The organism is Pseudoalteromonas sp. NH0006-26, from assembly GCF_057552415.1.
The window spans coordinates 152,522-172,233 of sequence record NZ_BAAJMJ010000003.1 but is presented as its reverse complement, the minus strand read 5'-3'; the positions used below and the strand labels follow the sequence as shown (position 1 = coordinate 172,233).

23 protein-coding genes are annotated in these 19,712 nt (G+C 40.9%); 15 read left to right on the top strand and 8 right to left on the bottom strand.

Annotated elements, in window-relative coordinates; all coding sequences use genetic code 11:
* The first annotated feature begins 63 nt into the window (after positions 1 to 63).
* Complete coding sequence (locus AC27JR_RS05835; protein WP_487173041.1) at positions 64 to 1,146, top strand: trypsin-like peptidase domain-containing protein; 1,083 nt, start codon at positions 64 to 66, stop codon at positions 1,144 to 1,146.
* Between the two features lie 73 nt (positions 1,147 to 1,219).
* Here AC27JR_RS05835 and murA read toward each other — a convergent pair whose 3' ends face one another.
* The 7 genes from murA to AC27JR_RS05800 are packed head-to-tail and all read right to left on the bottom strand — an operon-like array spanning position 1,220 to position 5,886.
* Positions 1,220 to 2,479, bottom strand: coding sequence for a UDP-N-acetylglucosamine 1-carboxyvinyltransferase (gene murA, locus AC27JR_RS05830; RefSeq protein ID WP_487173040.1), 1,260 nt, complete (start codon positions 2,477 to 2,479; stop codon positions 1,220 to 1,222).
* A 14-nt stretch (positions 2,480 to 2,493) separates the two neighbouring features.
* Positions 2,494 to 2,751 carry a BolA family protein gene (locus tag AC27JR_RS05825; protein ID WP_007378312.1) on the bottom strand — a complete coding sequence of 86 codons (258 nt, stop codon included), beginning with the start codon at positions 2,749 to 2,751 and terminating at the stop codon, positions 2,494 to 2,496.
* A gap of 5 nt (positions 2,752 to 2,756) precedes the next feature.
* On the bottom strand, positions 2,757 to 3,050 hold the full coding sequence (locus AC27JR_RS05820) for an STAS domain-containing protein (protein ID WP_076918909.1): 294 nt from the start codon (positions 3,048 to 3,050) through the stop codon (positions 2,757 to 2,759).
* The gene (locus AC27JR_RS05815) at positions 3,043 to 3,723 is read right to left on the bottom strand and encodes an MlaC/ttg2D family ABC transporter substrate-binding protein (RefSeq protein WP_008115538.1); all 681 of its coding nucleotides are present in this window, start codon (positions 3,721 to 3,723) and stop codon (positions 3,043 to 3,045) included. The genes AC27JR_RS05820 and AC27JR_RS05815 overlap by 8 nt, the downstream gene beginning before the upstream one ends.
* A gap of 5 nt (positions 3,724 to 3,728) precedes the next feature.
* Positions 3,729 to 4,277 (bottom strand): outer membrane lipid asymmetry maintenance protein MlaD, encoded by a 549-nt coding sequence (mlaD, locus tag AC27JR_RS05810; RefSeq protein WP_008115537.1) that lies wholly within the window; start codon positions 4,275 to 4,277, stop codon positions 3,729 to 3,731.
* A 14-nt stretch (positions 4,278 to 4,291) separates the two neighbouring features.
* The gene (gene mlaE, locus AC27JR_RS05805; RefSeq protein ID WP_008115536.1) at positions 4,292 to 5,071 is read right to left on the bottom strand and encodes a lipid asymmetry maintenance ABC transporter permease subunit MlaE; all 780 of its coding nucleotides are present in this window, start codon (positions 5,069 to 5,071) and stop codon (positions 4,292 to 4,294) included.
* A complete protein-coding gene (locus tag AC27JR_RS05800) occupies positions 5,071 to 5,886 on the bottom strand; it encodes an ATP-binding cassette domain-containing protein (RefSeq protein ID WP_076918908.1) in 816 nt (271 codons plus the stop codon). Before AC27JR_RS05800 ends, mlaE begins: the two co-directional genes overlap by 1 nt.
* Before the next feature lie 265 nt (positions 5,887 to 6,151).
* Here AC27JR_RS05800 and AC27JR_RS05795 point away from each other — a divergent pair, with 265 nt between their 5' ends.
* The 12 genes from AC27JR_RS05795 (at position 6,152) to mgtE (ending at position 15,705) form a co-directional block, all read left to right on the top strand.
* Positions 6,152 to 7,120: a calcium/sodium antiporter gene (locus AC27JR_RS05795; protein ID WP_131690441.1), complete on the top strand. Its 969-nt coding sequence runs from the start codon at positions 6,152 to 6,154 to the stop codon at positions 7,118 to 7,120.
* 3 nt (positions 7,121 to 7,123) lie between these two features.
* Positions 7,124 to 8,095 carry a KpsF/GutQ family sugar-phosphate isomerase gene (locus AC27JR_RS05790; protein ID WP_008115530.1) on the top strand — a complete coding sequence of 324 codons (972 nt, stop codon included), beginning with the start codon at positions 7,124 to 7,126 and terminating at the stop codon, positions 8,093 to 8,095.
* The gene (gene kdsC, locus AC27JR_RS05785) at positions 8,096 to 8,647 is read left to right on the top strand and encodes a 3-deoxy-manno-octulosonate-8-phosphatase KdsC (protein ID WP_008115528.1); all 552 of its coding nucleotides are present in this window, start codon (positions 8,096 to 8,098) and stop codon (positions 8,645 to 8,647) included.
* Positions 8,644 to 9,198: an LPS export ABC transporter periplasmic protein LptC gene (gene lptC, locus AC27JR_RS05780; protein WP_008115526.1), complete on the top strand. Its 555-nt coding sequence runs from the start codon at positions 8,644 to 8,646 to the stop codon at positions 9,196 to 9,198. Before kdsC ends, lptC begins: the two co-directional genes overlap by 4 nt.
* Complete coding sequence (lptA, locus tag AC27JR_RS05775; protein ID WP_008115524.1) at positions 9,188 to 9,727, top strand: lipopolysaccharide transport periplasmic protein LptA; 540 nt, start codon at positions 9,188 to 9,190, stop codon at positions 9,725 to 9,727. The genes lptC and lptA overlap by 11 nt, the downstream gene beginning before the upstream one ends.
* Positions 9,724 to 10,449, top strand: a complete 726-nt coding sequence (gene lptB, locus AC27JR_RS05770; protein WP_008115523.1) for an LPS export ABC transporter ATP-binding protein — start codon at positions 9,724 to 9,726, stop codon at positions 10,447 to 10,449. The genes lptA and lptB overlap by 4 nt, the downstream gene beginning before the upstream one ends.
* Positions 10,450 to 10,783: 334 nt before the next feature.
* Positions 10,784 to 12,283 (top strand): RNA polymerase factor sigma-54, encoded by a 1,500-nt coding sequence (locus tag AC27JR_RS05765; protein ID WP_008465110.1) that lies wholly within the window; start codon positions 10,784 to 10,786, stop codon positions 12,281 to 12,283.
* Positions 12,284 to 12,309: 26 nt separating this feature from the next.
* Positions 12,310 to 12,597, top strand: a complete 288-nt coding sequence (gene hpf, locus AC27JR_RS05760; protein ID WP_487173038.1) for a ribosome hibernation promoting factor — start codon at positions 12,310 to 12,312, stop codon at positions 12,595 to 12,597.
* Between the two features lie 4 nt (positions 12,598 to 12,601).
* Positions 12,602 to 13,054, top strand: a complete 453-nt coding sequence (gene ptsN, locus AC27JR_RS05755) for a PTS IIA-like nitrogen regulatory protein PtsN (RefSeq protein ID WP_033104262.1) — start codon at positions 12,602 to 12,604, stop codon at positions 13,052 to 13,054.
* Between the two features lie 19 nt (positions 13,055 to 13,073).
* Positions 13,074 to 13,916 (top strand): RNase adapter RapZ, encoded by an 843-nt coding sequence (gene rapZ / locus AC27JR_RS05750; protein WP_008115516.1) that lies wholly within the window; start codon positions 13,074 to 13,076, stop codon positions 13,914 to 13,916.
* 17 nt (positions 13,917 to 13,933) lie between these two features.
* The gene (locus tag AC27JR_RS05745) at positions 13,934 to 14,206 is read left to right on the top strand and encodes an HPr family phosphocarrier protein (protein WP_008115514.1); all 273 of its coding nucleotides are present in this window, start codon (positions 13,934 to 13,936) and stop codon (positions 14,204 to 14,206) included.
* Between the two features lie 140 nt (positions 14,207 to 14,346).
* Complete coding sequence (gene mgtE, locus AC27JR_RS05740; RefSeq protein ID WP_008115512.1) at positions 14,347 to 15,705, top strand: magnesium transporter; 1,359 nt, start codon at positions 14,347 to 14,349, stop codon at positions 15,703 to 15,705.
* Between the two features lie 84 nt (positions 15,706 to 15,789).
* Here the strand turns inward: mgtE and AC27JR_RS05735 are convergent, their stop codons facing one another.
* Complete coding sequence (locus AC27JR_RS05735; protein WP_008115511.1) at positions 15,790 to 17,973, bottom strand: YgiQ family radical SAM protein; 2,184 nt, start codon at positions 17,971 to 17,973, stop codon at positions 15,790 to 15,792.
* Between the two features lie 300 nt (positions 17,974 to 18,273).
* Here AC27JR_RS05735 and AC27JR_RS05730 point away from each other — a divergent pair, with 300 nt between their 5' ends.
* Complete coding sequence (locus AC27JR_RS05730; RefSeq protein WP_008465106.1) at positions 18,274 to 18,822, top strand: SRPBCC family protein; 549 nt, start codon at positions 18,274 to 18,276, stop codon at positions 18,820 to 18,822.
* Positions 18,791 to 19,672 (top strand): TIGR03899 family protein, encoded by an 882-nt coding sequence (locus AC27JR_RS05725; protein WP_487173037.1) that lies wholly within the window; start codon positions 18,791 to 18,793, stop codon positions 19,670 to 19,672. Before AC27JR_RS05730 ends, AC27JR_RS05725 begins: the two co-directional genes overlap by 32 nt.
* Positions 19,673 to 19,712 lie beyond the last annotated feature (40 nt).

Below are 19,712 nucleotides of genomic sequence, written 5' to 3'. Positions count from 1 at the left end.
ACTTGCCGCTGTTATTTTTTTTGTGCCATCATAAAGGGATTGCTCACTAACAATAAGAATATCGTGCTAAAACTTCTAAAATTTGTACTTCCTCCTTTATTTGCCGGTTTAGGCATTGCTTTTTTAGTGGTTTTTTTCAGCCCTAACATGCGTACTGCATTACTACCTAATGTACCCCTGCCCAGTGCAATGACCGCCAGCCATTTAAGCTTTTCTGATGCGGTTAAACGCGCAGCACCATCGGTTGTTACTATTTTTTCAGAAAGTATTTCAAAAGAGCCACGCTACAAGCGCCAAAATACCGTGCAAGAGCTCGGTTCTGGCGTGATCATGTCACCCGATGGCTATATATTAACTAACTACCATGTGATCAATAATGCCGATCAAATACTGGTGATTCTTACCGATGGGAGACGTTTTTTTGATGTACAACTTATTGGCTTTGATACCATTACCGATTTAGCATTATTAAAAATAAATGCCAACCACCTCCCTGTTATTCCTGTTAATGACAACTACACCACGAATGTCGGCGATTTGGTGTTAGCAATCGGGAATCCATTAAATTTAGGGCAAACAATTACTCAGGGGATCATTAGCGCTACTGGTAAGCAAAAAATTACCGACAGTCCTTACAATAACTTATTGCAAATGGATGCCGCTATTAATGTGGGTAATTCGGGAGGAGCGCTGGTAAATTCTAATGGCGATTTAGTAGGGATCACCTCAGCCCAATTTAAAACCCGTGAGAACTTAAACATTCAGGGAATATTTTTTGCCGTACCTTACACCCTTGCTAAAGAAGTTATGGGTAAACTTATTCGCCATGGTCGTGTTGTTCGTGGTTATTTGGGCTTTGAAGGCACTGCAGTAGATAGTACAGGCAAAGAGGTCAATGATAGCTTAACGCCTGTCGCAGGCATGCGTATTACCAATCTCGACCCTCTAGGTCCTGCATGGCAGGCGGGTATAGAAGAGCAAGATATTGTAATTAAAATTGCTGGGCTTTCAGTGGCTAATCCACAAAATGTATTAAAAAAGATAGGCAGTACCGAGCCAGGTAAAGAAATTGAGTTTGAGCTATACCGTAACGGTGAAATAGAAAAAATAATGGTGACGGTTGCGGAGCTTGAAACCAAGCTATAAAGCGCTTATTTATACTTTGGCATTAGACATAAAAAACGCGATAGATCATCGCGTTTTTTATGTCTTTGACTAACTAATTGCTTTTGCGTTTGATGTTAGCACCTAGCGCACTGAGTTTATCTTCAATACGCTGATAGCCTCTATCTACATGATAAATACGGTCAACAATCGTTTCACCTTGAGCCACAATTCCCGTTAAAATAAGGCTCGCTGATGCTCGTAAATCGGTTGCCATAACCTGCGCACCCGATAAGCTTTGTGTTTCACCACAAAAAGCCGTATTGCCTTCAAGGCGAATATTAGCACCCATACGTTGTAACTCAGGCACATGCATAAAACGATTTTCAAAAATAGTTTCGGTAATGGTCGCACTGCCATTAGCTACTACATTTAAAGCGGTAAATTGCGCTTGCATGTCGGTTGGAAAACCTGGATGCGGCATAGTTTTAATATTAACCGCTTTAAGCTCTCGGCCACGCATATCAAGATAAATACTGTCATCATGTACTTCTAGTAATGCATTGGTTGCACGTAACTTTTCTATTACCGGCTCAAGTGAATGAAAGTCGGTCATTTTACATAGTACTTCACCACCGGCCATCGCGGCGGCCACTAAAAAAGTGCCAGTTTCAATACGATCCGGTAATATGCGGTGTTCACAACCCGATAAACGCTCAACCCCTTCAATCTCAATACGGCTAGAGCCTGCACCGGTAATTTTAGCGCCCATTGCAATTAAGCAATTAGCTAAGTCGATGATTTCAGGCTCGCGCGCTGCATTTTCTAAAACAGTTTTGCCATCTGCAAGCGTTGCCGCCATGAGTAAGTTTTCGGTAGCACCGACACTGATCATTTCCATGAAAATTTCAGCGCCTTTTAAGCGTCCATCTACTTTGGCATTAATATAACCATTTTCCACCGTTATTTGCGCGCCCATGCGCTCTAAACCTTGAATATGAATATCAACTGGGCGTGCACCAATAGCACAGCCACCTGGCAAGGATACTTGTGCCTCACCAAAGCGAGCGACTAAAGGGCCAAGTGCGAGCACTGATGCGCGCATTTGCTTTACTAATTCATAAGGCGCTAACGTACTATTTACCGTTGCACCATCAATAATCAGTGAATCACCTTGCCACTGAACATCAGCGCCTAAGGTTTTTAATAAAGCTTCTGTAGTAATAATATCGCGAAGGCGCGGTACATTAGTAAAGGTACTTTTACCCTCGGGCAATAAGGCTGCAAATAAAATAGGCAGTGCCGCATTTTTAGCGCCAGAAATAGTTACTTCACCAGCCAGCGAAGTGCCACCTTGAATTACAAATTGATCCATCTAAGGGGCCTTATTTATTGCGGTAAAATGAATTTTTGCTCACGTTTCCACTCAGTCGGAGTAAAAGCGCGGATAGAAACAGCATGAATGGTACCATCTGAAATAGTATTCATTAATGGGCCATACACTAACTGTTGCTTTTTAACACGACTTAATCCGTCAAAGCATTCACCAACTGCAATTACTTCATAATGACTGCCATTGGCTTTTACATGTACTTCAGCTAACTGAAGTTCGTCGCGTAATAATGTTTCGACTTGACTCGTTTCCATAACTCTCACTCAAATAGGGTTGTAACCTGACCCAACTGCATAAGGTTTTGCAGTTGTTCAGGTGGGTTTTGCAATTCAAGGCGAATGCCTTGCTGCTTAAATTCTGTAAAAGAGTGAATTAACCAAGCTAAGCCGGCTGTGTCAACCCTTGTGACCTCACTTAGGTCAAAATAAAGGGTTTTATGCTTAGTTTGCCGCTTGGTGTTCAGAAGCCGTTCATTGCCAATTGAATTATGAGTCAATTCACCACTGACTCTTAAGTGCTGCTCATCGACTTGGCTGATTGCCAATTTACTCATTTGTGTCGCTGCCTCTAAACTGAACCGGTAACTTACTTTTTTGCTCTAGTAAGTCGCTAACATGGTCAATACCTTGTTGGCGTAAAATACCTTGTAGCTCGCTTTGCTTTGCATCAAGTAAACTAATACCTTCAGCAATCATATCGTAAGCGCGCCATTCACCGCTTCGGTCTTCACGTACTTTAAAATCAATTTTAATGTCGGGTTTACCGGCTTCTACAATTTTGGTTTTTACCACCACCACATCTTTACCTTTAAAAGGTTGCTCAGCAGCAAATTCAACTTGTTGATTAGTGTACTGGGTAAACACACCTGCATAAGTGGCAACTAGGTACTCTCTAAACGCACCAATAAAACGCTGAATATCTTTAATTGCTTTAGCTTTTTCTGCTTTATCGGTAATCGCGCGTACCTTTGACACTTCACTACCTAACACTCTTAGTGCCGCATATTTGTAGTCAATGTAAGGCATCAGCTCTTCTTCAACGATGACCCTTAAATGTTCTTTGTTGGTAGATATTAATGGCTGGTCTTTGGTAATACGCTCAAAAGTATTATCAGCAACCTGACGCACCATTTTATTCGGATCAACCAATTTAACTTCATCGGCATGCACGCTTTGTACTAGCATTAAACTTACCAATGCGACATTTGCTAAAAATGTTTTCAACATAATAATTACTCACTACCTTGGTTGAATAAAAACTGGCCAATTAATTCTTCAAGTACCAATGCCGATTTGGTATCAGTGATTGAATCGCCACTTGCTAATGCTTTGCTTTGCACCCCAAATAAATCGTCAATAGCTTGGTCTTGCGCACTGTTTGCAACATCTTCGCCTAAACAACGTTGTTTAGCTGAATCTGAGGCGATCACAGGGTTAATACCTAAATATTGCTCGCCTAAAATACCCGAGGTTAAAATTGAGATAGAACTGGTGTCTGAAAAACGACATAAATACTGCGCATCAATACTCATGTTCACCACAGGTAAAAACTCTTGCGGGTGCACATAAATTGACTCGACACGACCAATAACAACTCCCCCTACTTTAATAGGCGCGCGAGTTTTTAATGAGCCTATATTTTCAAACTTGGCGTTTAATGTGTAGGTTTCACCTGAGCCGCTAATACCTGAATTGGCCACTTTAAGCGCTAGCATTGAAAACGCCAAAATACCTAGTGCGACAAAAAAACCAACTAAAATTTCTAATTTCCGTGAATTCATTATTTAATACCCTATTAGCTAGTAAACATTACCGCTGTCAAAATAAAGTCAAAACCTAATACCGCCAGTGATGAGTGCACCACTGTTTCTGTTGTTGCCTTGCTGATCCCTTCTGATGTAGGAATACAGTCATACCCTTTATAAAGCGCAATCCAAGTCACAACAATCGCAAATACGATACTTTTAATTAAACCGTTTAGTATATCTTTTTCAAACGACACCTGAGCTTGCATTATTGACCAAAAGCTTCCGGTATCAACGCCTAGCCAATCAACACCCACCAAGTGAGCACCAATAATAGCGACCGCTGAAAAAATTAACGCCAGTAACGGCATACTAATTAAGCCAGCCCAAAATCGCGGCGCAATAATACGTCTAAGCGGGTCGATAGCCATCATCTCTAGCGACGATAACTGCTCGGTGGCTTTCATTAAACCGATTTCAGCCGTTAACGCACTGCCTGCCCTGCCTGCAAATAATAATGCAGTAACCACAGGCCCCAGCTCACGTAACAAGCTAAGCGCTACTAACGGGCCTAGGCTGTCTTCTGCACCATAATCAACTAAAACGGTATAACCTTGCAGAGCTAAAACCATGCCGATAAATAAGCCCGACACCACAATAATCAACAGCGATTGTGAACCAACCATGTAGAGTTGGCGCACCAGTAGAGGCGTACCTTTTTTAAAATTGGGTAAATGCCATAGTGCACTTGCTAGCATTTGCGTTGAACGCCCAAGTGCAGCAAAACGACCCAGTGTTTTATGGCCTATTTTTTGTAGTAAATCCAACATTACTGCGGCTCTCCTAACAGTTCATCTGCATAGGTTTGTGCTGGATAATGAAATGGTACAGGCCCATCTGATAACCCTTTTAAAAATTGTTGCACCAGTGGTGATTCATGCTGACGCATTTCATCTGGCGTGCCGCTTCCAATCACACCTTGCTCGGCAATAATAATAACATGGTCGGCAATGCTCATTACTTCATTCACATCATGCGTAACAATCAAAGAAGATAAACCAAGCACTTCATTTAATGACTTAATCAGCTTAACCAACACTCCCATTGAAATGGGATCTTGTCCTGCAAAAGGCTCATCATACATAATAAGTTCAGGATCAAGCGCTATAGAGCGAGCCAAGGCTGCACGACGTGCCATACCACCAGATAACTCTGAAGGCATTAAATCTTTAGCACCACGTAAGCCAACGGCTTGAAGTTTCATTAAAACCACTAGACGGATTAAGTCTTCACTGAGTTGTGTGTGCTCGCGGATAGGAAATGCGATATTGTCAAACACCGACATATCGGTAAATAAAGCACCGCTTTGAAATAACATGCTCATGCGTTTACGTGCCGCGTAGAGTTCTTTACGCGACATGGCGACTATACTGTCTTTTTTAAATAAAATATCACCGGAGTCAGGTTTGAGCTGGCCACCAATTAAGCGCAGCATCGTGGTTTTGCCAATTCCGCTTGGCCCCATAATGGCAGTAATTTTACCCTCTGGGACATCAAAGCTCATATTTTTATATATGACCCTATCGCCTCTAGAAAAGGTAACATCCTTTACTTCTACTATTGATTGCGACAAGTCGCTCTCCATAACAATATTCTCTCATATTTCTATTTTAAGGGTTTTTTGGTCAAGATGGAAAAAACAATTCGTAAGATTTTGTAATAGCGCCGCGAAAACAGTTATAAGACTGCGATAAATTGACTTAACCGACGCTTAAACAACCAAATCAACTTAGTAAAAAATTATTTTAATAACCGTCTAATGTATTACAGCTTACTCTTTTACTTATACTTTTATGGTGGCTTTTGTTACTATTCGCGCTATCTGAATTTACACTAGCTGGCTTATCACAATGGTTACCTCGTTTGTCATTTTAATTCTCGGTTTTGCAGCTCTCGTATGGAGTGCAGACAGGTTTGTTTATGGTGCAGCTGCACTGGCTAAAAACTTTGGCGTACCAACATTAATTGTAGGTTTAACCGTGGTAGCTATGGGCTCATCGGCCCCTGAAATGATGGTATCCGCTTCAGCTGCTTTGGCTAATAAAACCGATACGGCGGTTGGTAATGCGGTAGGTTCAAATATAACTAACATACTATTAGTATTAGGTATTACAGCGCTTTTAAGACCACTTTCAGTTTCTTCAAGTACATTAAAACGAGAAATTCCACTGGTATTACTGGTGTCTATCGCCACTTGGTATATTTTTTCAGATAACTACTTTTCGTTTTTTGAAGGCGCAGCCTTACTGTTTGGTTTTGTTGTTTTTATTGGTGGGCTTATTTTTGTATCACTGCGAGCAAAAAACCAAGACGACCCCTTTGTTAGCGAAGCCTGTGATGAAGTACCTGACAACGTACCAACCAAAAAAGCCGTTTTTTGGTTGGTAGTGGGTATGATTTTACTGCCGGTTAGCTCACACTTTTTAGTTGGCTCAGCCGTCGATATTGCTAAATACTTTGGCCTAAGTGACTTAGTAATTGGTTTAACCATAATAGCCATAGGTACCAGCTTACCTGAACTTGCAGCCTCTATTGCGGGTGTTCTTAAAAATGAAGATGACCTAGCACTGGGTAACATTGTTGGCTCAAATATCTTTAATATTTTAGCGGTATTACCGCTGGCAGGATTAATTAACCCATCGGTTATTGACGCATCAGTAGCTAACCGTGATGTTATCATTATGATAGGTGCAACCTTGGCACTTATTGCTATGTCATTGAACTTTAGAGGTCAAAGACGTATAAATAGACTAGAAGGTGGCTTGCTCATCGTCGCATTTATGATTTACCAAGGTTATATTTTTAGTCAAGTAGGGTGATCCATGGCAACGCTAAATTTTATTCAACAAGGCTTACGCGTCCTTGATATAGAACGCCAAGCACTCAACGATATCGCACAATACGTTAATGAAAGCTTTAACCAAGCGTGTCAATTAATGTATGACTGCTCAGGCCGTATAATTGTTATTGGCATGGGTAAATCGGGCCATATCGGTAATAAAATAGCAGCCACTTTAGCGAGTACTGGTAGCCCCGCATTTTTTGTTCACCCTGGTGAAGCGAGTCATGGTGATTTAGGTATGATCACCGCCAGTGATGTAGTTATGCTTATTTCTAACTCTGGCGAAACCAGTGAAGTGCTTAATATTATTCCGGTATTAAAACGCATTGGCGCTAAAATGATTGCTATGACAGGTAACGAAACGTCAACTATGGCAACATTGGCAAATGTGCATGTGTGTATTAAAGTTGAACAAGAAGCCTGCTCATTAGGCCTAGCGCCAACGGCAAGTACCACGGCAACACTCGCTATGGGTGATGCAATGGCAGTCGCATTATTGGAAGCCCGTGGCTTTACCGCAGATGATTTTGCTCTGTCGCATCCAGGTGGCAGTTTAGGCAAACGCTTACTGTTAACCTTAAAAGATGTAATGCACAGCGGTATTCACACGCCTATTATTAATGAAACGCAAACCATTAAAGACGCCCTAATTGAAATGTCAGCCAAAGGGCTTGGCATGACCGCTATTATAGATGGTAACCAACAATTATCTGGTTTGTTTACCGATGGTGATTTACGTCGTATTTTAGAGCAACGTGTTGATATACACAGCACAGAAATTAATGTTGTGATGACTAAATCATGCACAACAGCCACACAAGACATGCTCGCGGCTGAAGCACTGAACATTATGGAACAAAAACGTATTAATGGTTTAATTGTGATTAATGAGCATAATCAGCCCATTGGCGCACTAAATATGCAAGACTTACTAAAAGCGGGAGTGCTATAAATGCAGTTTGAAGATCTTTACCAACCGTTAAGTGATGATGCAAAAGCGCGCGCCAAAAAAATAAAATTATTAATTTGCGACATTGATGGTGTGTTTTCTGATGGGCGTATTTATCTTGGCAACCAAGGTGAAGAGCTCAAAGCATTTAATACCAAAGACGGATTTGGCATTAAAGCCCTTATTAATAGTGGTTTTGAAGTTGCCGTGATCACAGGTCGTCACTCACAAATAGTTCAACAACGTATGAGTAGCTTAACCGTACAACATATATACCAAGGCCAAGAAGACAAACTCATCGCCTATCAAGAATTAAAACAAAAATTAGCGCTTAGCGATGAGCAAATTGCCTACATAGGCGACGATGGCCCTGATATGCCGGTAATGGAAAAAGTCGGGTTTGCAGTAGCCGTGAACGACGCCCACCCGCTGATTAAACGCTTATCGCATTATGTTACTCAGCTGCCTGGCGGCTTTGGCGCAGTGAGAGAACTAACAGACTTACTAATGCTTGAAAACAATAAGCCACTTACCAGCCAAGGAACCAGTTCATGAATGTAGCGCGCATTATACTGAGCGTTTTATTCATAAGCTGTATGGTTTGGCTTTGGTATCCTTACTTTACTCAAGTAGATATTGTTGCGGATGAACAAACTCAAGTTATTGCTAAACCCGATTATACCGCGATTGAGCTAAAACAAACCGCTTATAATGATCAAGGTAAAGTAAGCCATAAAGTGACTGCGGTAAAAATGGAGTTATATCAACAACTCGGTTTTACCTTTTTTGAAAAACCTATATTTACGTTATATAACGAACAGCAAACATGGCGTATTAACGCTGATGAAGCCACCCTCTACGACGATCGGCAACTGGTGTTAGAGGGTAATGTGAAAGCGCTAAATTTAGTCGATAACGCCATGATCGATACGATCACAGCCGATAGCATCAATGTAGATATAAAACTACTGACTATGCAGTCACAGCAGCCAGTCGTTATTACAGGACCTAATTTAAAAATCATCGGTAAAGGCCTTGAAGCCGATTTAAAAACCGAAGTGATTAAACTTATTAACCATACGCGAACCCTATATTATGACCAATAACCTATTTAAAATTTTAATTGTTCCTTCACTACTGATTGCATTTCATAGCCATGCAGAGGAAACCGTTGAAGCCCCTGCGGCTAATCAAATTTCAATTAGTGCTGACAGACAGGAAGGTCAATTAAAAGAAAACGTGGGCATTTTTGAGAAAAATGTTGAAATTATTCATGGTAATCGCCGCATTACCGCCGATCGTTTAGAAGTACATAAACGTGATGACTTAGGCGAGAATAAGCAACTTTTAATTGCCACAGGTAGCCCTGCTTACTTTGAAGAAACACAAGCTGATGGCACCATCATGAGCGCCAGTGCCAATGAAGTTCGCTATGATGTATCGCAACGTTTTTTAACCTTAATCGGTGATGCTAGTATCGCTCAAGCAGGTCAAAAAATTACCGCTAAAAGTATCACCTACGATATAGAGCAGCAGTTGATTAGCGCAGAAAAAGATGAAAATTCAACCGATCGTGTACACACCATTTTGGTGCCTGTTGAAAACAAAAAAGAAGACGATAAAGGCCAACCATGAGCACATTAAAAGCAGAGCTATTAGCAAAAAGCTATAAAGGCCGTGAAGTGGTGAAAAATGTTGGCCTAGAAGTTGAAGCTGGCAGTATTGTCGGCTTACTTGGCCCCAATGGCGCAGGTAAAACCACGACCTTTTACATGATTGTAGGCCTTGTACCGAGCGACAAAGGTAAAATATCAATAGATGATCAAGATATCACTTTATTACCAATGCACAGCCGAGCTCGCCTAGGGATTGGTTACTTACCACAAGAATCATCGATTTTTAGAAAGCTGACGGTTTACCAAAACTTAATGGCTATTTTAGAAACACGTAAAGAGCTTAATAAACAACAACGTGAAGATACCTTAAATAATTTACTTGATGAATTTAGCATTCAGCATATTCGTGACAGCCAAGGTATGGCTCTGTCAGGCGGTGAACGTCGCCGCGTTGAAATTGCTCGGGCATTAGCAGCAAATCCTAAATTTATACTATTAGACGAACCCTTTGCAGGGGTTGATCCTATCTCTGTATTAGATATTAAAAAGATCATAGAGCATCTTAAAAATCGAGGGATTGGCGTATTGATCACAGATCACAACGTACGCGAAACACTTGATGTTTGTGAAAAAGCCTACATAGTTTCTCATGGGGAGTTAATTGCATCAGGCACTCCAGATTACGTATTAAACGATAAAACAGTACGCGATGTTTATTTGGGCGAGCAGTTCAAGCTCTAATATTTGTGTTATTCCACTAAGCATCTGCTAAGATTAATTATACTTAGGTCTGTTGACCTTTCAAGGTTGAATTTGCAGCAGTCTGTTTGGTATTTAGGCAAGGCAGAGCCTATGTGATGTGGTATTCCCCATAAATAGGCGATAACGCAGCATCAATGCCAAACAGGCGCTGCCCTTCGGGTTCTGCCTAGGGACGATTTACTTTTTGTTGCTCGGTTTTGACTTAGCCCACTAGGTTACAAACCTCGCGCCGCGATTAAACCGCCCCTAGTTTGAACAAATTTTAATCCGTAAAGGTCAACAGACCGTAATTTAAAAGGATTGTTAGAGATAAATGAGGCAATCATTACAGCTGCGCATGGGCCAGCAACTTACAATGACTCCACAGTTGCAACAAGCAATTCGCTTATTGCAACTCAGTACATTGGATCTCCAGCAAGAAATTCAAGAAGCGCTCGATAGCAATCCCTTGCTTGAAGTTGAAGAACAAGATTACAGCGAAGATGCTGCGGGTAAAAACGAACAAAAAGCCGATAACGATGAATCAACGCTAAGTGCTTCAGCTGACGAAAAACCTAGCGAGTATGAGCAAGACAGCGGCGAAGCCATGAGCAAAGACACCATTAGCGATGATATGGCAATGGATGTTACATGGGATGAATACATGAGCGCAGCACCTGCCTCTTCATCGGGACCGATGCCTGAAGATGAATCAATTTATCAAGGCTCTTCAACTGAAACGCTGCATGAATATTTAATGTGGCAATTGCAACTGACGCCATTTAGTCCTACAGATGAAGCCATTGCGATTGCAATAGTAGAAGCCGTGGACGACTCAGGTATTTTAACCCTTAGCTGTGAAGAAATTTTAGAAAGCTTTAATCAAGAAAACGACGACGAAGATGAAGTTGAACTTGATGAAATAGAAGCGGTATTAAAGCGTATTCAATTATTTGATCCGGTAGGAATAGCCGCGCGTAGTTTACAAGAGTGCTTGTGTATTCAACTTAATCAATTTGATAAAGACACGCCTTTTTTAAACGAAACAAAAATGATCTTAACCGATCATATTGATTTGCTGGCTGCACGTGATTATCGCACGTTAATGAAAAAAACTAAGCTCAAAGAAGATGAGCTTAAAGAGATCATGACGTTAATTCATACCCTTAGCCCAAAACCGGCAGACACTATTGTCAGAGAAGAGTCAGAGTATGTTATTCCTGATGTGTCGGTTAAAAAAATTAAAGGGCGTTGGGTGGTTGAACTAAACCCTGATAGCATGCCTAAAATTAGGGTAAACAGCCAATATGCGGCTATGTCACGTACTGTTAAATCAAGTGGTGATAGCCAGTTTATTCGCTCACACTTGCAAGAAGCAAAATGGTTTATAAAAAGTCTAGAAAGTAGAAACGACACGCTACTTAAAGTAACTAACTGTATTGTGCAACAGCAACAGGCCTTTTTTGAACATGGTCCTGAGGCAATGAAGCCTATGGTGCTTAATGATGTGGCAGAAATGGTAGAAATGCACGAATCGACTATTTCGCGTGTTACTACGCAAAAATACATGCACACACCACGGGGTATTTTTGAGCTTAAATATTTCTTTTCAAGCCATGTAAGCACTGAAAACGGTGGCGAATGTTCATCAACAGCAATTCGCGCATTAATTAAAAAATTAATCGCAGCAGAAAACTCAGCTAAACCATTGAGTGATAGTAAAATTGCAGATATATTGGCAGAGCAAGGAATTAAAGTAGCAAGGAGAACTATTGCAAAATATCGCGAATCTCTAGCTATTCCCCCGTCGAATCAACGAAAAAGTTTGATTTAAGGCGTACAACAAAGAGGAAAATGTTTATGCAACTGAACTTAACTGGTCGCCATGTAGATATTACTGACTCGCTTAGAGACTACGTAAATAGTAAATTTGCAAAGCTGCAGAGGCACACTGATCACATAACGAATGTGCATGTTATTCTCGATATAGAAAAACTAAACCAAAAAGCTGAAGCAACCGTTCATGTTAGTGGCGCTGAAATTTTTGCCTCTACAGAACATCAAGATATGTATGCCGCTATAGACTCGCTGATTGACAAGCTAGATCGTCAAGTAATTAAACACAAAGAGAAACTAGCTCGACACTAACACTATGAAACTAAGCTCACTTATCTGTCAGGACTGCAGTAAAGCTGCGGTCCTTTTTAATAGTAAAAAAAGAATTTTAGAATTTATCAGTGAATTGGCTCACAATAAACTGCCCTATTTAACCCAACAAGATATTCTCAACGCGTTAACCGCTAGAGAAAAGCTAGGGAGCACAGGTATAGGCCGAGGAATTGCAATTCCACATGGTCGTATGAGTGGTGCACAAGAGCCTCTTGCACTTATACTGGTGAGCGAAACGGCTATTAATTTTGATGCGATAGATAACCGACCGGTCGACATTTTTGTTGCCTTAATTGTCCCCGACGGTGACAATCAACAGCATTTAAAGACCTTAGCTACCATTGCAGATAAGCTCAACGATAAAGAATTTTGTAAGCAATTACGGGCGGCAAAATCCGACAATGAGCTGTACCAAGTCATTGTCAGTCAACCGTAGTAACAATAAAGGGTGATAAATGGAATTAATAATTATAAGTGGTCGCTCAGGTTCTGGTAAATCTGTTGCGTTACGGGTTGTTGAGGATTTAGGTTATTATTGTGTAGATAATATTCCTTTAAATTTATTACCATCTCTTGTTCGAAGTGTTTCCGACAGCTACAACAAAATTGCCGTAAGTGTTGATGTGCGTAACTTACCTAAAGAGCAGCAACAGTTTAATGAAATCATTGAATATTTACCTGGTTTCACTAAACCAACGGTGTTTTATTTAGACAGTGACGATCAAACATTAATTAAACGCTTTTCGGAAACTAGGCGTCTTCACCCTCTTTCGATTGACTCACTGCCGCTTGATTTAGCAATAAAAAAAGAAAAACAACTACTGGATGTTTTGATCAATCATGCTGATCATATGATTGATACCACGGATTTAAGTGTGCATCAGCTGGCTGAGTCTATCCGTGAAAAAATACTCGGTAAAAAAGACAAACAACTGATCATTACCTTTGAGTCATTTGGTTTTAAGCACGGTATACCCAAAGAAGCAGATTACGTATTCGATGCCCGATTTTTACCAAACCCGCATTGGGAGCCTGAACTTAAGCCACTCACAGGGCTAGATCAACCGGTAAAAGACTACCTAGCCAGCCACAGCATAGTACAAAAATTTACATGGCAAATTCAAACCTTTGTACAAACATGGTTGCCGCATTTAGAAAGAAATAACCGCAGCTATTTGACCATAGCCATAGGTTGTACTGGTGGACAACACCGTTCTGTTTACTTAGCGCAAACTATAGGTGAAAGTTTTGCAATGAGTCATCCTAATGTAAAAATTCGTCACAGAGAACAAGAATAACATCAAAGAGAATAGTAATGCGGTTAGAAAACACATTTTTAATAAAAAACAAATTAGGCCTGCATGCCAGAGCGGCAACAGTACTGGCACAGCTTTCTGTGCAATTTGATGCCTCAATCACTTTATTTCAAGACGATAAACAAGCCGCTGGCGATAGTGTATTAGCACTTATGTTACTAGAGAGCAGTCAAGGCAAAGAAGTGAAGGTAGTATGTGAAGGCCCTGACGCAGAACCTGCACTTAATGCAATTGGTGAGCTCATTGACCAACGATTTAATGAGCAAGAATAAAATAGTTCATCATTAAATCATCATCCTAAGCTAAGGTTAATAGTGGTTGAGGTAGTTTGCTCATATAAAGTAAGATAAACTAAAATTGAATAGCATTCATAACCCTTCCACTATGTAATAAAATTTAATTAAGGACGCCAATGCCTGAAGCTTTAGAACAAGATATTCCACTACAACAACTAAAACAGGTGACCAAGTCACTAAATAGTGGTCAATTTGTTCAAGTTAGGCGCATGCTAGCAAAAACGGCACCTTGTGATACCGCACTTCTTTTAGAATCATCTCCCCATAAAATTCGTCGCATGCTCTGGCAACTGGTTGATCCTGATGTACAGGGCGATGTACTTGAAGAGCTCTCTGAAGACGTACGTTTGGGTATTATTGCGCAAATGGCACCTGAGCACATTGCGGCTGCAACAGAAGACATGGGCCATGATGACTTAGGGGAAGTGCTACGTAGTCTGCCTGACACCGTTTATAAAGACGTTGTCAGCGCTATGGATATTCAAGATAGAGAACGTGCAACACAAGCTCTATCCTATCAGGAGCGCTCTGCTGGCGCCTTGATGAATATCGATACAGTAACTATTCGCCCTGATGTAACTCTAGATGTTGTACTACGTTATATTCGCTTACGCGGTGAGCTACCAGAAGGCACTGATGACTTATACGTCGTTGATAAACATAACTGTTTTTTAGGCGCCTTATCGCTGAGCACTTTATTAACCAATCCCCCTGAAAAAATTGTTCAGGATTTAATGGATGAAGAGTGTGAATCTATTCCTATTTCAATGGATGAAAGCGAAGTAGCGCAACTATTTGAACGGCATAACTGGATATCGGCACCAGTTGTCGATGACAACGCGCATTTGCTTGGTCGTATTACTATTGATGATATCGTTGATGTTATCCGTGAAGATGCAGAGCATAGCTTATTAAGCTTAGCGGGTCTTGATGATGAAGAAGATACCTTTGCGCCGGTCTTAAAAAGCTCCAAAAAGCGCTCAATTTGGCTAGGTGTAAACTTACTAACTGCATTGCTGGCTGCAATTGTGGCAAGCTTTTTTGAAAACACCTTAGCTATATTACCAATTCTTGCTGTGCTCAATGGCATTGTCCCGTCAATGGGTGGGGTTGCAGGCAGCCAAACCTTAACTTTGGTTATTCGCGGTATCGCGGTGGGCCATATCAACCAAACTAACCAACGTTTTTTATTATTAAAAGAACTCGCTATCGGCGCGATTAACGGTATGGTTTGGTCTATCCTAATTGCCGGTGTCGTTGCGCTTTGGCAATGGGATTTCAAACTCGGTGGTGTTTTAGCGTTTGCTATGTTTATGAATTTAGTTGCAGCAGGTATTGCGGGTGCTAGTATCCCACTATTGCTTAAAAAAATGAAAATAGATCCAGCACTGGCAGGCAGTGTGGTACTAACCACAGTAACTGATATTGTTGGTATATTTGCCTTTTTAGGCACTGCAACTTGGTTATTGATTTAGGCTTCAATCTTTTTATAAACAAAAACACCGCATCAATACGCGGTGTTTTTGTTTAAGCCGATAGTTACTTTACATAAGTTAAGGCTACTTAGCGCGCTGGCGATTACCGCCTACCTTAGGTTTAGTGTTGGCTTTTTTAAACTGACTAAAGCCAGTATGACGAGTAAGCGCAGGACGACCGCCCTTATTGCCTTTACCGCCTTTGGTTTGCCTTTCATCTCTGCCTTCTTCTGGCACTAAACAATTTGGACCTTTACCAATGAGTTTAGCTTTGCCCATATTACGCAGGGCTTCACGGATCATTGGCCAACCGGCAGGATCATGGTAACGCAAAATCGCTTTATGCAAACGACGCTGGCGCGCGCCTTTTGGTACCGCAACTTGCTCTGTATTATTTTTAATATTACGCAACGAGTTCATTTCAGTATGATAAATGGTGGTCGCATTAGCCATCGGTGATGGGTAAAAGTTTTGCACCTGATCAAGCTTAAAGTCATTCGATTTCAGCCACAAAGCCATATTCACCATGTCTTCGTCTTTAGTCCCTGGATGAGCAGAAATAAAGTATGGAATTAAATACTGCTTTTTACCTGCTTCTTTAGAGTACTTATCAAATAGCGCTTTAAATTCATCATAGGCGCCCATACCCGGCTTCATCATTTTTGATAATGGGCCGTCTTCTGTGTGTTCTGGGGCTATTTTTAAATATCCACCAACATGATGAGTTACTAGCTCTTTAACGTAACGAGGATCACGTACAGCAAGGTCATAACGTACGCCCGAAGCAATTAAGATCTTTTTGATCCCTTTAACCTCACGCGCCTTTTTATATAAATCGATAGTCGGGGTATGGTCAGTATCCATATGCTTACAAATATCAGGATACACACACGACAAGCGGCGACAGGTACTCTCTGCTTTTTTACTGGTACAACGCAGTTTGTACATATTTGCGGTCGGTCCGCCTAAATCAGAAATAACCCCAGTAAAGCCCGGCACTTTATCTCTAATTTGCTCAATCTCTTCAATAATTGATTCTTGTGAGCGGCTTTGTATTATTCGCCCTTCATGCTCAGTAATAGAACAGAACGAACAGCCGCCAAAACAACCACGCATAATGTTTACCGACGTTTTAATCATATCGTAAGCAGGAATTTTATCGTCGCCATAACTTGGGTGCGGAATACGCTGATACGGTAAACCAAACACATCATCCATTTCTTGGGTTTCAAGTGGATAAGCTGGCGGATTCACCCAAATAGAGCGATCGCCATGACGCTGAAACAACGCTCTTGCACAACCAGGGTTAGTTTCTTGGTGCAAAATACGCGATGCATGGGCATACAATGGTTTATTAACACTGACCTGCTCAAAAGCGGGTAGCTTAACGTAAGTTTTTTCCCATGGTTTAGGGCGCGCAGGCTGAATGGTAATTGGTTTTGCAGCTTCGGCTTTTAAATCAATACCCGCTTGCTTAAATTCTGATTTAGCACAACCCACATCATCCGCACCATAAGGATTAGGAATAGGATCTATTTTACCAATTTTATCAATAGCTGTTGAATCACTGCCGCGCCAGCCGGGTAAAGGCTCTTTACGAATAACCGCCGTGCCTCTCACATCTTGTATGGTATCCATGGTTTCACCTGCAGCGATACGATGCGCCACTTCAACTAATGGACGTTCGGCATTACCATAAATTAAAATGTCACCCTTAGCGTCAAACAATACACTACGGCGTACTTTCTCTTGCCAATAATCGTAATGAGCAATACGACGCAAGCTGGCTTCAATGCCCCCTAACACCAGTGGCACATCTTTATAGGCTTCACGACAACGTTGTGAGTATATGATCACGGCACGGTCAGGGCGTTTACCACCTACATTTCCCGGTGTATAAGCATCATCGTGGCGCATACGTTTTTCAGCGGTGTAACGATTGATCATCGAATCCATGTTACCGGCTGTAATACCAAAAAATAAGTTAGGCTTACCCAATGCCATAAAGGCATCTTTAGAGTTCCAATCAGGCTGAGCAATAATGCCCACTCTAAACCCTTGCGCTTCAAGCACACGGCCAATTACGGCCATCCCAAAACTAGGATGGTCTACATAAGCATCACCGCTAATAATAATAATATCGCAGCTATCCCAGCCAAGCGCGTCCATTTCTTCGCGTGTTGTTGGTAAAAATGGGGCTGTGCCATAACACTCAGCCCAATACTTAGGGTATGAGAATAAGGCGCGATCAGCTTTTAATGTGCTCATAAAATTGGCCGTTCAATAACAAAAGGCGCGAATTATACCCTATCGACATCCACGTTGATATAGCTCAAAATGTAAGGTGGTGATTAAAAACCGCCTACTTTTATAGCAATACTAAAACAAAAATATCATCTAAACTAATTACTGCTAATGTCTGCTTTTAGAATTGTTTTAAGCAGATAAAATAAACAAAAATCCGCAGCTCTAAGCTAAACTATTAAATAAGCTGTGATTATTAACAATTCATAGACGCTGTAATATTAAAACCAATGAGGCATACCTATTAAACTACTTAAACAATTAATGCAGTTTTCAGCCATCTTACTGTTGGCGTTTGTTGTTGTGGGGTTACTTTTACCACAAAACTATCACGTGCAAAAAAGCATTAAAATAAATGCCCGCCCTCCTGTTATAAAGTCATTAGTGGAAGATTTTACGCAGTGGTACAAATGGTCGCCGTGGCAGCAAATAGATCCCAACATTGAATTTAGTATTGGTGAACCAAGTTCTGGGGCAGGCGCCTATCAGTCTTGGCAAGGTAAGTGGGGCAATGGCGAAATGACAATATCATCATTGAGCGCCAATGAAGTTGTATTTAGTGTGTTATTTAATCAAGAACATATTATTACTAGCCGATTACTATTTAGCCCGCATACAAAAACCGTCACGTGGCATATTGAAGGGCAAGCAACGGTGCCACTCATTTCTGGCTATGTTGCTATATTTGCTGAAAATATATTAAGCAATATAGTCACTCTTGGGCTAAATAACCTAAAGACGGTAGCCCAGCTCAGTGATGCACAAGCAATAATGGAAAGTCATGACAGTCAAAACCGCACAAGCCAGAATTAAACTTGCCAATATTATTGAGTCACTGTTAGGTTACTCAGTCACAAAAGTGAGTAATACACCTGCAGCTGATGTAAAAACCTATAATACGCAGGGTAAAGCAAAGTCTCTTTATCGTATTAATAGCGAGCATTCAGTGTTAGCTCGAGCACAAAAAAGACAAGATCTACTGCTAATAAAACAACAACAAAATATCGAGACTATTTTAGCCTTAGCAATGGAATTTTGTCCTGATGTAGCCTGCGCTAAACAACCTGACGCCGATTGGGTGGAGCACTTTATTGCCTTATGTGAAGATACCTCAAACCAATCTATGCAAACATTATGGGCAAAAATTTTTACTGGCGAAACCATTAGCCCAGGTACCTTTTCTATAAAAAGCTTACAAACTCTCAAACACATGACCCAGCGCGAAGCTGATTCATTAAGAAAGTGTGTGTCTATTTCAGGGTATAACGAAAAAGACAGTAGTCACCTAATATTTTTAGGCTATTACAAAAAACCCTCGTTATTTGATTTATTAGGCAAGGGTAATAAAGTGTCATTAAGCATAGGTAAAAGCGGTGTGAGCTTTCCTGATGTATTAACCTTAATGGATTTAAATTTGTTATACCGTAAAGAGATTGAATCCGCTGCATTAAAAGCAGGACAAGAAATTACCCTCTCCTTTTTGACTCAAAAACTAACTTTAAAAGCAAAAAGTAACGACTTAGTATTGAGTTATTATAAGTTTACCCAAACCGGTGATGAACTGTTTAGACTGATGAATTACCCAATTAATAAAGTGTACAAACAGTTAATTGGTGCAGCATTTGAGGGGGAGTTTGAATTAGTATGGCACGCTTCAAAATAACTAAAAAAAGCCACACAAGGTGGCTTTTAGAAAAATCGTC